The sequence below is a fragment of the Kitasatospora sp. NPDC059571 genome (assembly GCF_042735675.1).
Taxonomy (GTDB): Bacteria; Actinomycetota; Actinomycetes; order Streptomycetales; family Streptomycetaceae; genus Kitasatospora.
The window spans coordinates 1,370-13,969 of the sequence record NZ_JBHWBW010000182.1; the positions used below are offsets into that span (position 1 = coordinate 1,370).

10 protein-coding genes are annotated in these 12,600 nt (G+C 74.4%); 7 read left to right on the plus strand and 3 right to left on the minus strand.

Annotated features, from left to right (window positions below; all coding sequences use genetic code 11):
* Window positions 1–114: 114 nt before the first annotated feature.
* Window positions 115–1,128, minus strand: a complete 1,014-nt coding sequence (locus ACFV0G_RS20725) for a LacI family DNA-binding transcriptional regulator (protein WP_380549629.1) — start codon at window positions 1,126–1,128, stop codon at window positions 115–117.
* A 167-nt stretch (window positions 1,129–1,295) separates the two neighbouring features.
* Between ACFV0G_RS20725 and ACFV0G_RS20730 the strand changes: the two genes are divergently transcribed.
* From ACFV0G_RS20730 to ACFV0G_RS20740, 3 genes are all read left to right on the plus strand, one after another.
* Window positions 1,296–2,537 carry an MFS transporter gene (locus tag ACFV0G_RS20730; protein ID WP_380549632.1) on the plus strand — a complete coding sequence of 414 codons (1,242 nt, stop codon included), beginning with the start codon at window positions 1,296–1,298 and terminating at the stop codon, window positions 2,535–2,537.
* Window positions 2,538–2,613: 76 nt separating this feature from the next.
* On the plus strand, window positions 2,614–3,324 hold the full coding sequence (locus tag ACFV0G_RS20735; protein WP_380549635.1) for an alpha/beta fold hydrolase: 711 nt from the start codon (window positions 2,614–2,616) through the stop codon (window positions 3,322–3,324).
* Between the two features lie 50 nt (window positions 3,325–3,374).
* Window positions 3,375–5,846: a beta-glucosidase gene (locus tag ACFV0G_RS20740; protein WP_380549638.1), complete on the plus strand. Its 2,472-nt coding sequence runs from the start codon at window positions 3,375–3,377 to the stop codon at window positions 5,844–5,846.
* Window positions 5,847–6,177: 331 nt separating this feature from the next.
* On the opposite strand, the gene ACFV0G_RS20745 is transcribed toward ACFV0G_RS20740, so the two are convergent.
* Entirely contained in the window at window positions 6,178–6,444 is a 267-nt protein-coding gene (locus tag ACFV0G_RS20745) for a protealysin inhibitor emfourin (protein WP_380549641.1), read from the minus strand.
* Window positions 6,445–6,507: 63 nt separating this feature from the next.
* Window positions 6,508–7,548, minus strand: coding sequence for a M4 family metallopeptidase (locus ACFV0G_RS20750; RefSeq protein ID WP_380549644.1), 1,041 nt, complete (start codon window positions 7,546–7,548; stop codon window positions 6,508–6,510).
* Between the two features lie 309 nt (window positions 7,549–7,857).
* On the opposite strand from ACFV0G_RS20750, the gene leuA reads away from it, so the two are divergent.
* From leuA to ACFV0G_RS20770, 4 genes are all read left to right on the plus strand, one after another.
* The gene (leuA, locus tag ACFV0G_RS20755) at window positions 7,858–9,639 is read left to right on the plus strand and encodes a 2-isopropylmalate synthase (protein WP_380549647.1); all 1,782 of its coding nucleotides are present in this window, start codon (window positions 7,858–7,860) and stop codon (window positions 9,637–9,639) included.
* A gap of 275 nt (window positions 9,640–9,914) precedes the next feature.
* A complete protein-coding gene (locus ACFV0G_RS20760) occupies window positions 9,915–10,592 on the plus strand; it encodes a TerB family tellurite resistance protein (protein ID WP_380549650.1) in 678 nt (225 codons plus the stop codon).
* A 370-nt stretch (window positions 10,593–10,962) separates the two neighbouring features.
* Window positions 10,963–11,709 carry a DNA repair protein RecO gene (gene recO, locus ACFV0G_RS20765; protein ID WP_380549653.1) on the plus strand — a complete coding sequence of 249 codons (747 nt, stop codon included), beginning with the start codon at window positions 10,963–10,965 and terminating at the stop codon, window positions 11,707–11,709.
* A 2-nt stretch (window positions 11,710–11,711) separates the two neighbouring features.
* Window positions 11,712–12,572 carry an isoprenyl transferase gene (locus tag ACFV0G_RS20770; protein WP_380549656.1) on the plus strand — a complete coding sequence of 287 codons (861 nt, stop codon included), beginning with the start codon at window positions 11,712–11,714 and terminating at the stop codon, window positions 12,570–12,572.
* Window positions 12,573–12,600: the final 28 nt, after the last annotated feature.

The window sequence follows — 12,600 nt, forward strand, 5'->3', positions numbered from 1 at the left end:
CCCACCCCTCCGGGTTGGCCGTTCTCGTTTCTGCCCGCGGGTCGCTCTTTGGGTGGCCGGGCGCGCCGGCGGGGGGCGGGCGGCCCTTCGGCATGCCGGGTCCGTCCGGCGGGGTCAGGCCGACTCGCGGACGACCAGGCGGACGGGCTCCCGCCCGGCGGTGGCGCCGCCAGGCACCGCCCGTCCGGTGACCAGCCCGTCGACCAGGTCGGCGAACTCGCCGCCCGGCAGCATGCTCATCCGCACGGTGGTCAGCCGCGGCCGGAGCAGCCGGGCCAGCATCAGGTCGTCCGCGCCGACCAGGGCGACGTCGCCCGGCACGTCGAGGCCGGCATCCTGCAGGGCGCGCAGCACGAGCATCGCGTACTCGTCGTTGTAGCCGAACACCGCGTCCAGCCCCAGTTCGCGGCAGCGGGCGGCGAGGCGGGCCGCGTCCTCTTCGGTGTAGTCGAGCGGCAGCGGCTCCACCCGGGCGTCCGGGTGGGCCGCGGCGGCGGCCCGCACCCCCGCCAGCCGCGGGCCGCTGAACGCGTCGAGGTCGGGGTCGGTCGGCACCACCGCGCCGATCCGGCGGCGGCCGCCGGCCAGCAGGTGGGCCGCGGCGGTGGCGCCCACCTCGTGCTGGTCGAGCAGCAGTGCGTGCGCACCGGCCACCGGCGGGATGCCGAAGGTCAGCACCGCGGCGGTGCCGGAGCGGTGCAGCAGCTCCACCCCGGCGGGGGTGAGCGCGGGCTCCAGGCAGACCACCGCGGCCGGGCGCAGTTCGGCCCAGGCGCGGGCCGGCTCGCCGCTGCCGCCGTCCGGGCCGTACAGCACGGTGGTGTAGCCGAGCCGGGCCAGGGACTGCTGGGCCTCGCGGTAGAAGCCGCTGAACAGCGGCCCGATCGGCACCGAGGCGCCGATGAACAGGACCAGGCCGCTGCGGCCGGCGCGCAGCGAGCGGGCGGCGGCGTTCGGGACGTAGCCGAGCTCCTCGGCGGCGGCCCGCACCCGCTGCCGGGTCTGCTCGCCGACCCGGCCGGCGGCGGTGCCGTTGAGCACGTAGGAGACGGTGGCGCGGGAGACCCCGGCGAGCCGTGCGACGTCGGCACTGGTCGGCGGGGCGGAGCGGTCGGGGCTGGGGTTCATAACGGTTCGAATCTTTTCACGGCCGGGGGCTGGCCGGGGCGCGGGGGATGGGGTTATCTCTCTGGTTACACGAGTAAGCGTTACACGTGTAACGTCCGACTCGCGAGCGCCTCCCGTCCGCCTGCCCGGCCCCACCCGCAACCCGGGCGATCCCCCTGGAGGGCACCGTGGCCCTTTCCCCCACCCGCGCCGACGACAGATCCGCCGACTCCCCGCCGGCGGCTTCCACCCGCGGCCTGCTGCCGCTGCTGTTCGCCGGCAACACCGCGATGTACGCCCTGTACGTGGGCGTGGGCAGCGTGCTGCTGCCGCTGCAGATCGAGCACCTCGACCCGGCCCGCAAGGTCGCCGCACTCGGCCTGGTCGGCGGGGTCGCGGCGGTCTTCGCCACCGTCTTCAACCCGGTCGCCGGGGCGCTCTCCGACCGCTCCGGGCGCCGCAACCCGTGGATCCTCGGCGGCGGGCTCGCGGCCGTCGCCGCGACCGCGCTGCTCGGCAGCGCCGACACCGTGCTGCTGGTCGCGCTGGCCTGGTGCCTCGCCCAGGCGGTGATGAACTTCTACCAGGCCGCGATCACCTCGGTCGTCCCCGACCGGGTGCCCGCCGCCCGCCGCGGCACCGCCTCCGCCGCGGTCGGCCTCGGCCTGCCGGTCGGCTCCACCCTCGGCGTCCTCGTCGCCTCCGCCTTCGCCGGCCACTACCGGACGGGCTACCTCGTCCTCGGGCTGCTGGTCGCCGCCGCCGGGGTGCTGTTCACCTCCTGCGCCGAGGAGCGGCCGGTGCCCGCCCGGGCCGCGGTGCCGCTGCGCGAGCAGCTGGCGGCCTTCCTCGGGGTGCTGCGGGTGCCCGACTTCCGCTGGGCCTTCACCGGCCGGTTCCTGCTGGTGCTGGGGTACTTCGCGGTGGTCGGCTACCAGCTCTACATCCTCCAGGACCACATCGCGCTGCCGGCGGGCCTCGGCCCGGCCGCGGCGGTGGCCGTGCTCACCCCCGTCTCCGGGGCCGCCATGGCCCTGTCCACGGTGGCCGGCGGGGTGCTCTCCGACCGGCTGGGCCGACGCAAGCTCTTCGTCGGCCTGTCCGCCGGCCTGTCCGCGCTCGCCCTGCTGATCCCGGTGGCCAGCCCGACCTGGCCCGGCATGCTGGCCTTCTCCGCCGTCAACGGCCTGGCCTTCGGCTGCTTCATGGCGGTCGACACCGCCCTGGTGACGATGGTCCTGCCGAAGGCCGAGGACGCCGCCCGGGACATGGGCGTGCTCAACATCGCCAACGCCGGCCCGCAGATCCTCGGCCCGTTCGTGGCCTCCGCCGTGGTCGGCCTCGGCGGCTACACCCCGCTCTTCCTCACCGGTGCGGTGCTCGCCCTGCTCGGCGCCCTGGCCGTCCGGCCGATCCGCGGCGTCCGCTGACCCCGCCCCACCCCGTCGTCCGCCCCACAGCCCGTCCCGCTGTCCACCCCGCAGTCCACAGAGAGGCTCCACCACCGTGAAGTTGCACACCGAGGAGTGGGGGTCCGGCGACCGGACCGCCCTGCTGGTCCACGGCATCATGTCCGACCACCGGACCTGGCGCCGGGTCGGCCCCGCGCTCGCCGACCGCGGCTACCGGGTCATCGCCGTCGACCAGCGCGGCCACGGCCGCAGCCCGCGCGGCACCGGCGCGACCCCGCAGGAGCGCTACGCCCTGGACGCCTACGCCGCCGACCTGGCCGAGACCCTGCCGACCGGCGCCGACCTCGCGGTCGGCCACTCGCTCGGCGGGATCACCCTGCTCCGGGCACTGCCCGAACTGGCCCCCGCACGCGCCGTGTTCGTGGACCCCGCCTGGGCGTTCGGCTCCGCGGACGGGGTCGACCCGGCGATGTTCGCGGACTTCAAGCAGCAGGCCACCGCCGACCTCGTCCGGTCCATGAACCCGCGCTGGGAGGAGGCCGACGTCGAGGTCGAACTCGCCACCCTGGCCGCCTGGGACGCCGACTCCGCGCTCGGCCTGGCCGGGCAGCCCTCCGGCCTGCCCGAGCGGGCCGAGGTCCGCTCGCTGGTGGTGCTCGCCGACCGGAGCTTCCTGGTCGGCCCGGCCGACGCCGACCTGCTGCGCAGCCGCGGCTTCGAGGTCCGCACCGTCCCCGGCGCCGGCCACACCGTCCACCGGGACGACCTCGCGGGCTTCCTGCACGCGCTCGACGGCTGGATCTGAGCGCCGTGCCGCCCGCCCCGAACGTCCCGCACCACCCGAAGGAGAACACCTTGACCGCCGACGCACAGCGCGAGGCCGCCGTCGAGGCCGCCCTGGCCGCCCTGGACCTGCCCGCGAAGGTCGCCCTGCTGGCCGGGGCCGACATGTGGTCGCTGCCCGCGAACGAGGAGGTCGGCCTGGGCCGGCTGGTGATGTCCGACGGGCCGGCCGGCGTCCGCGGCGAGCACTGGACGCCCGACGACCCGTCCGTGGCCATCCCCTCGCCGACCGCGCTCGCCGCCACCTGGGACACCGGCCTCGTCCGCCGCACCGGCCGGCTGCTCGCCCAGGAGGCCCGCCGCAAGGGCGTCCACGTGGTGCTCGCCCCCACCGTCAACCTGCACCGCTCGCCGCGCGGCGGCCGGCACTTCGAGTGCTACTCCGAGGACCCGCTGCTCACCGGCGAGATCGGCGCCGCCCTGGTCTCCGGCGTCCAGGACGGCGGGGTGGCCACCACCCCCAAGCACTTCGTCGCCAACGACTCCGAGACCGACCGCTACACCGTCGACGTGCGGGTCGACGAGCGCACCCTGCGCGAGCTGTACCTCGCCCCGTTCGAGACCATCGTCCGCAAGGCCCACCCGTGGGGCCTGATGGCCGCGTACAACGCCGTCAACGGCGCCGGCATGACCGAGCACGACGAGCTCAACAACCGCGTCCTGCGCGAGGAGTGGGGCTTCGACGGGGTGCTGGTCTCGGACTGGACGGGCGCCCGCGACACCGTGCGCGCCGCCCTCGGCGGGCTGGACGTCGCCATGCCGGGGCCGGCCACCGTCTACGGCGAGCACCTGGTGCGGGCCGTCGAGGAGGGCCTGGTGCCGGCCGCCGCCGTCGACTCGCTCGCCCGCCGGGTGCTGCGGCTGGCCGCCCGGGTCGGCCTGCTGGCCGGCGCGCCCGCCGCGGTGCCGGACGGGCTGCGGCCCGCGCCGGTGGACGGCGAGGCACTGGCCCGCGAGGTCGCCGCACGCTCCTTCGTCCTGCTCCGCAACGAGGGCGACGTGCTGCCGCTCGACCCGGCGCCGGCCCGGATCGCGGTGATCGGCGCCGCCGCCGAGCACGCGAGGTTCGGCGGCGGCGGCAGCGCCCAGGTCTTCCCGACCCGGCTGGTCGGGCCGCTGGACGGCCTGCGGGACGCGCTCGGCGACCGGGCCGCCTTGCACCACGCGGTCGGCGCGGACCCGCGGACGTACCTCGCCCCGGCGGCCTTCCCCGGCACCGCCGAACTGATCGGCCGGGACGGCGCCGTGCTCGGCGCCCCCAAGGTCCCGGACGGTGCGGTGCTCTGGCTGGGCTCACTGCCCGGCGGCGTGGACTTCGCCCGGCTCGGCGCCGTCCGGCTGGAGACGGTACTGGTGGCGGACCGGGCCGGCCTGCACCGGGTGTCGCTGCGCGGCGTCGGCCGGTTCCGGCTGGAGGCGGCGGGGGAGGTGCTCTTCGACGACGTGCTGCTGCCGGGCGGCGAGGACCCGGCGGCGGCCTTCCTCAACCCGCCGGAGCGGCGCTTCGAGCTGGACCTGGCCGGCGGACAGGAGACCGTGCTGCGGCTCACCCACACCCTGCCCGAGGCGGGCGCCCTCGCCGGGTTCGGGCTGGTCTCCTTCACCCTCGGCCACGCCGCGCCGGCCGCCACCGCCGACGAGCTGATCGAGGAGGCGGTGGCCGCCGCGGCCGCCGCGGACGTCGCCGTCGTGGTGGTCGGCACCACCGAGGAGGTGGAGAGCGAGGGCGCCGACCGGGACACCCTGCGCCTGCCGGGGCGCCAGGACGAGCTGGTGGCCCGGGTGGCGGCCGCCAACCCGCGGACCGTGGTGGTGGTCAACGCCGGTGCGCCGGTGCTGATGCCGTGGCGCGAGGAGGTGGCGGCGGTGCTGCTCACCTGGTTCCCCGGTCAGGAGGGCGGCGCGGCGCTCGCCGACGTCCTGCTGGGCGCCGCCGAGCCGGGCGGCCGGCTGCCCACCACCTGGCCCGCCGAGGAGGCCGACTGCCCGGTCTGGGAGGTCCGCCCCGAGGGCGGCGAACTGGCCTACGGCGAGGGGCTGTTCATCGGCTACCGCGGCTGGCGCCGGCGGGCCGGCGCCCGGCCCGCGTACTGGTTCGGCGAGGGCCGCGGCTACACCGACTGGGCGTACGAGGGCCTGGAGGTGCGGCTGGGCGGCGCGGGGCAGGATGCGCTGGCCGAGGTCGCGGTGCGGGTCCGCAACACCGGTGACCGGCCGGGCCGCGAGACCGTGCAGGTCTACCTCGCGCCGGACGGTGTCGACCGCAGCCGCCCCGACCTCCAGCTGGCCGGCTTCGCGGTGGTCGGGGCGGCCCCGGGCGAGCGCGCCACCGCCCGGATCACGGTGCCGCTGCGCGCCGTGCAGACCTGGGACACCGCGGCGCGCGCCTGGCGCACCCGGCCGGGCGTGTACACCGTGGAGGCCGGCCGCAGCGCGGCCGACCGGCCGCTGACCGTGGCCCTGGAAGTGCCGCCGACGCCCTGACGGACCGCCGGATGCGTACGGACGGTGCTGGCCCGTGGAGGAGCTCAGCACCGTCCGTTCGCACGTCCCGTCCGCGGACCGGCCGCCGAGGTCACCCTCGTGATCGCCACCCGCGACGTGCAGCAGGCCCAGCGGGTCTCCGACCTCTGCGCGTCTTCCCCGCCGAGCAGGCACCCCCGGGGCGATCGTCGAACACGGCCCCACCGCGGCGATGTTCAGCACTCCGGCCGACAGGCGCACCGAGGACTGCGTCAACGGCCGGTTCGGCTGAACCGCACCGGCCGCACCCGCCGCACCGGCCGCCGCGGCACGGGCGGGCCGGCGGCCGGGTTCAGGCCCCCTCGCGCAGCACCAGGCCGACCAGTTCCCGCTGGGAGTCGGTCAGTTTGGGGTCGGCGCAGTAGACCGTGCGCCCGTCCACGGTGATCTCGTAGTGGAAGCCGTCCGGCACGCCGTACGAGGGGGTGCGCAGCCCGCCGGCCACCGCCTCGCGGGCCAGTGCGTGGACGTGCGGCGCGTCCGGGCGCTCGGTGGTGTCCAGCTCGGCGTGCTTGGCGAGGCCGGCGAGGCCGCCGGTCCGGATGACCTGGATACGCATGGTTGCCAGTGTGCTACGCAGGGCCTTCGTTTGCCGAGGTCTTTCACAGACTCCCCGCGAGGCTCAGGTGGTACTGATCCCGACCTGTGACCAGGCCGCGACCACCGTGTCGGTGACCGCGTCGTCCGCCCAGCGGGCCCGCGCGGCGGCCACCGTCGCACGGGCGAAGGCGGTGAAGTCGGCGGCGGGGGAGAGCGTCCCGCCGGTCAGCGTGTCGTACCAGACCTGCCCGGCCCGCTCCCAGGCGTGCCCGCCGAGCGCGTCCGCCACGAGGTAGAACGCGTGGTTGGGGATGCCCGAGTTGATGTGCACCCCGCCCGCGTCGGAGGCGGTCTGCACGTAGTCGTCCATGTGCGCGGGCTGCGGGTCCTTGCCGAGCCGCTCGTCGTCGTACGCGGTGCCCGGGGCCTTCATCGAGCGCAGGGCGACGCCGTTGATGCCGGGGGCGAGCAGCCCGGCGCCGATCAGCCAGTCGGCCTCGGCGCTGCTCTGGCCCAGCGCGTACTGCTTGACCAGCGAGCCGAAGACGTCGGAGAGCGACTCGTTGAGCGCGCCGGACTGGTCCTGGTAGTCCAGGCCCGCGGTGTACTGGGTGACGCCGTGGGTGAGTTCGTGGCCGATGACGTCCAGGCAGGAGGTGAAGTCGGTGAAGATCTCGCCGTCCCCGTCGCCGAAGACCATTCTGCTGCCGTTCCAGAACGCGTTGTCGTAGTGGTCGCCGTAGTGCACGGTGGCGTCCAGCGGCAGCCAGGCGCCGTCGATCGACTCGCGGCCGTAGACCTGCTCGTAGAGGGCGAAGGTGGCGCCGAGCCCGTCGTAGGCCCGGTCGACCGAGCCGTCGGCGACCGGTGCGCCGCCCTCGCGGCGCACGGTGCGGCCGGGCAGCGTCTCGGTGTGCCGGGCGTCGGCGATGGTCCGGGTCAGCCGGTGCGCGGGCGGCCGGGCCGGGGCGGCGAGCAGGCGGTTCGCGCGGTGCGCCGCGTCCAGGGCGAGGGAGCGCCGGGCGGCCTCGTGGCCCTGTTCGGCGAGCCGGTCCAGGATGTGCGGCGGGACGATGGTGCAGTGCGGCAGCGGGTGCGCCGGGGGCGCCGGTGTCCGATTCATGTCGCCCAGGGTGACGCATGCATGACCTGTTGTCACCATGCCTGCGGGAACCGAACCGTCTCACTGGGTGGAATCGTCGTGGACTTCACTTCGTGTGCCCGGCGGCCTGGGTTACGCTGGTGAACATCATGCGTTACGGGCTGCTTCTTCTTAGCTGCCGCGGCGAGGGCCTGTAGTCCTAAAAGGCCGGCTCCCTTGCCGCGGGGAGTTGTGTTGCGCCCTTTCACGATGCGGCGCATTCAGCCGGCAGGTCGGTGTCGTCACCCCGACCGCAGCCCGCATTCGACAGGGAAGCCGAGAGTCACACCCATGACCGAGCAGTCGTCCGTCGCCCGCGCGTTCATCGACCGCCCCACCCCGATCACGGCCACCACGGTGCAGCAGAAGCCCTCGGGCATGCCGTTCCACCGCTACGTACCCTTCGGCACCGTCGACCTGCCCGACCGCACCTGGCCGAGCAAGGTCATCACGCAGGCCCCCCGCTGGCTGTCCACCGATCTGCGCGACGGCAACCAGGCGCTGATCGACCCGATGTCCCCGGCCCGCAAGCGCAAGATGTTCGACCTGCTGGTCGGCATGGGCTACAAGGAGATCGAGGTCGGCTTCCCGTCCTCCGGCGCCACCGATTTCAACTTCGTGCGCTCCCTGATCGAGGAGAACGCGATCCCCGAGGACGTCACCATCTCGGTGCTGACCCAGGCCCGCGAGGACCTGATCGAGCGCACCGTGGAGTCCCTGAAGGGCGCGCCGCGGGCCACCGTCCACCTGTACAACGCCACCTCGCCGCTGTTCCGCCGGGTGGTCTTCAAGGGCAGCAAGGACGACATCAAGGCGATCGCCGTGGACGGCACCCGCCTGGTGATGGAGTACGCCGAGAAGATCCTGGGCGAGGACACCGTCTTCGGCTACGAGTACTCGCCGGAGATCTTCATCGACACCGAGCTGGACTTCGCCCTGGAGGTCTGCGAGGCGGTCATGGACGTCTGGCAGCCCGGCGAGGGCCGCGAGATCATCCTGAACCTGCCGACCACCGTCGAGCGGTCCACCCCGAACGTCTACGCCGACAAGATCGAGTGGATGTCGCGGAACCTGTCCCGCCGCGAGTTCGTCTGCCTGTCCACCCACCCGCACAACGACCGCGGCACCGGCGTGGCCTCCGCGGAGCTGGCCGTGATGGCCGGCGCCGACCGCGTCGAGGGCTGCCTGTTCGGCCAGGGCGAGCGCACCGGCAACCTGGACCTGGTCAACGTCGGCATGAACCTGTTCTCGCAGGGCGTCGACCCGATGATCGACTTCTCGGACATCGACGAGATCCGTCGCACCGCCGAGTACTGCAACCAGATGGGCGTCGCCGAGCGCCACCCCTACGCCGGCGACCTGGTCTACACGTCCTTCTCCGGCTCGCACCAGGACGCCATCAAGAAGGGCTTCGACGCGCTGGAGGCCGACGCGGCCGCCGCCGGCGTCCCGGTCGGCGAGTTCACCTGGGGCGTCCCCTACCTGCCGATCGACCCGAAGGACGTCGGCCGCTCCTACGAGGCGGTCATCCGGGTCAACAGCCAGTCCGGCAAGGGCGGCATCGCCTACGTGCTGAAGAACGACCACAAGCTGGACCTGCCGCGCCGGATGCAGATCGAGTTCTCGCGGATCATCCAGTCGAAGACCGACGCCGAGGGCGGCGAGGTCACCCCGGCCGAGATCTGGGCGGTCTTCCAGGACGAGTACCTGCCCACCCCGGCGAACCCGTGGGGCCGCATCTCCCTGGACGGCCCGCGCCGCCTGACCACCGAGGACGGCCGCGACGTGCTGTCCGCCGAGGCCCTGGTCGACGGCGAGCGGGTCGCGCTGACCGGTTCCGGCAACGGCCCGGTCTCCGCGTTCGTCGACGCCCTGGCCGGTATCGGCCTGGACGTCCGCGTCCTGGACTACGCCGAGCACGCGCTGAGCGAGGGCGGCGACGCCCAGGCCGCCGCCTACGTCGAGTGCGCGGTGGACGGCAAGGTGCTGTGGGGCGTCGGCATCGACGGCAACACCGTGCTGGCCTCGCTGAAGGCCCTGATCAGCGCCGTCAACCGGGCGCAGCGCGGCTGATCCCAGCGGATCGCAGCTGACGAGGGGTCACCCGCCGGGGTGGCCCCTCTTCGCCGTCCCCGCCCGCCCGGTGGCGCCTCGGGGGCCGTAGCCGGAAGGGTGTGTTCCACGCCACATTTTTTCGCGCCGGCACCCGTTCGGGGTGCTGACACGTGCCCTTAACCATGGCAACATCGACGCACCGGAAGCGGGGTCGGTGGGACGACCGCCGCCGTCCGGTCGCGTGACCTGCCCGCAGATGTGCAGGCCGCCTGCCGTGTCTGGGGAGTGGCGCCGTGACAGGGTTGTGGGGTGTCCGCCCGCGCTGGCGGACGGACGTTCTCGGTGACTTCTTCTGCCCCGGCTGCGGTGGCGACCGCAACTACCGCCGGCAGCACGGCCGGCGGTGGCTGCGGCTGATCGGCACCCCCGTCCTGCCGCTCGGGCCGGTGATCGGCAGCATCCAGTGCACCAGCTGCCACGGCCGCTACGGCGTCGAGACCCTCGACCAGCTGACCTCGGTGCGGCTCGCGGCGATGCTCCGGGACGCCCAGTACACCGTCGCCCTCGCCGTGCTCGCGGCCGGCGGGGCCGGCAGCCGGGCCGGCCGCGACGCCGCCTGCGCGGTCATCCGCGAGGCCGGCTTCGAGGACTGCAGCGAGGCCCAGGTGCTCGCCGCGCTGGCCGCCCTCACCGGGCACAGCGGCGGCGAACCGCAGGAGGTCGACGGCAGCGCGGAGGGCGCCGGCAGCGGCCTCGCCATCGAACTGCACGCCGCCCTCGAACCGCTCGCCCCGCACCTGGCCCAGGCCGGCCGCGAGCGGCTGGTCCTGCAGGGCGCCTGGATCGCCCTCGCCGACGGCCGCTACCTGCCGCAGGAGCGGTCCGCGCTGGCCGCGGTCGGCCGCTGCCTCCGGCTCGGCGGCACCCACGTGGACGCGCTGCTGGAGGCCGCCACCCGCGCGCCGCGCTGACCACCCCGCCGCTCCCTTCCCTTCCCTTCCCGTACCTGCCCGGCTCCGCCTTCCCGCCCCGCCTTCCTGTGGCGCCTCCGTCCTCCCGCACCGCTGCCGACCGACCTCCGCCGCGGAGCCCCTCGCCGGGCTCCCTCCGGACGGGCCCGCAACCCCCCTCCCGGGCCCGCCGCGCCCGCACCGAACCGGCGTCCCCACGGACCCGCGGTGCGGGCGCACGGCTGTCCGCGCCCGCCCCCGCCACGTGCCGCACGCCGTCCGCCGCCCGCCGTCGGCAGGTGCTTTCGGCACCCTGCCGGGGTGTCGGCGGCATGCGGGAGAATGGGGAGATGCCCATCCTGCCCGGCCGCCGCGCGAGGAGCGCCGCCGCATGAGCCTGTACCGCGACGACGGCGTGGTGCTGCGCACCCAGAAGCTCGGCGAGGCCGACCGGATCATCACCCTGCTCACCCGCCAGCACGGCAAGGTCCGCGCGGTGGCCCGCGGCGTGCGCCGCACCAAGTCCAAGTTCGGCGCCCGGCTGGAGCCCTTCTCCCACGTCGACGTGCAGTTCTTCAGCCGCGGCAGCGAACTCGTCGGCCGCACTCTGCCGCTCTGCACCCAGGTCGAGACGATCGCCCCCTACGGCGGCCGGATCGTCGCCGACTACGCCCGCTACACCGCCGGCACCGCGATGCTGGAGACCGCCGAGCGGTTCGCCGAGAACGAGGGCGAGCCCGCGGTCCAGCAGTACCTGCTCCTGGTGGGCGGCCTGCGCACGCTCGCCGACGGCGCGCACGAGTCCCACCTGGTGCTCGACGCCTTCCTGCTGCGCTCGCTGGCCGTCAACGGCTACGGCGCGAGCTTCACCGACTGCGCCAAGTGCGGCCTGCCCGGACCCAACCGGTTCTTCTCCCTGCAGGCCGGCGGCGTGCTGTGCGGCGACTGCCGGGTCCCTGGAAGTGCCGTACCCTCCCCTGAGACACTGGTGCTGCTCGGCGCGCTGCTCTCCGGCGACTGGCAGACGGCGGACGCGTGCGAACCGCGGTACTGGCGCGAGGGCAGCGGACTGGTGGCCGCCTACCTGCAGTGGCACCTGGAGCGGGGTATCCGCTCGATGAGATACGTGGAGAAGTGAGCATGGCAGCGCGACGGCTCTTCGGCAGCAAGCAGCGGGTGTACGAGACCCCGGCCCCGCACCCCAGTGGTGCCCGGCCGCCGAAGATCCCCGGTGAGCTCGTTCCCAACCACGTCGCCTGCGTCATGGACGGCAACGGCCGCTGGGCCAAGGAGCGCGGCCTGCCCCGCACCGAGGGCCACAAGGTCGGCGAGGCGGTCGTCCTCGACGTGCTCCGCGGCTGCCTGGAGATCGGGGTCAAGAACCTCTCCCTCTACGCCTTCTCCACGGAGAACTGGAAGCGGTCCCCGGAGGAGGTGAAGTTCCTGATGAACTTCAACCGGGACGTGATCCGCCGCCGCCGCGACGAGATGGACGCCATGGGCATCCGCATCCGCTGGGCCGGCCGGATGCCGAAGATGTGGAAGAGCGTCGTCCAGGAGCTCCAGGTCGCCCAGGAGCAGACCAAGGACAACGACGCCATGACGCTGTACTTCTGCGTCAACTACGGCGGTCGGGCCGAGATCGCGGACGCCGCCCAGGCCATCGCCCGGGACGTGGCCGCCGGCCGGCTCGACCCGAAGAAGGTCAACGAGAAGACCTTCGCCAGGTACCTGTACTACCCCGACATGCCGGACGTCGACCTGTTCCTGCGCCCCAGCGGCGAGCAGCGCACCTCCAACTTCCTCGCCTGGCAGTCGGCGTACGCGGAGTTCGTGTTCCAGGATGTGCTCTGGCCCGACTTCGACCGCCGCGACCTGTGGCGGGCCTGCGAGCAGTACGCGATGCGCGACCGCCGCTTCGGCGGCGCCAAGCCGAACCAGGTCGAGGACGAGGCCGAGGGCGCCGGCGGGCCGGTGGCCGAGGTGCCGTCCCCCCGCTGAGGCCGCGGCCTGCCGCCGTGCTCCTATA

Bases quoted from the DNA above. Each gene is read 5' to 3' on its own strand.
- ACFV0G_RS20770 (WP_380549656.1), top strand. From the start codon at position 11,712: ATGGCAGCGCGACGGCTCTTCGGCAGCAAGCAGCGGGTGTACGAGACC.
- ACFV0G_RS20745 (WP_380549641.1), bottom strand. From the start codon at position 6,444: ATGCGTATCCAGGTCATCCGGACCGGCGGCCTCGCCGGCCTCGCCAAG.
- recO (WP_380549653.1), top strand. From the start codon at position 10,963: ATGAGCCTGTACCGCGACGACGGCGTGGTGCTGCGCACCCAGAAGCTC.
- ACFV0G_RS20750 (WP_380549644.1), bottom strand. From the start codon at position 7,548: ATGAATCGGACACCGGCGCCCCCGGCGCACCCGCTGCCGCACTGCACC.
- ACFV0G_RS20725 (WP_380549629.1), bottom strand. From the start codon at position 1,128: ATGAACCCCAGCCCCGACCGCTCCGCCCCGCCGACCAGTGCCGACGTC.
- leuA (WP_380549647.1), top strand. From the start codon at position 7,858: ATGACCGAGCAGTCGTCCGTCGCCCGCGCGTTCATCGACCGCCCCACC.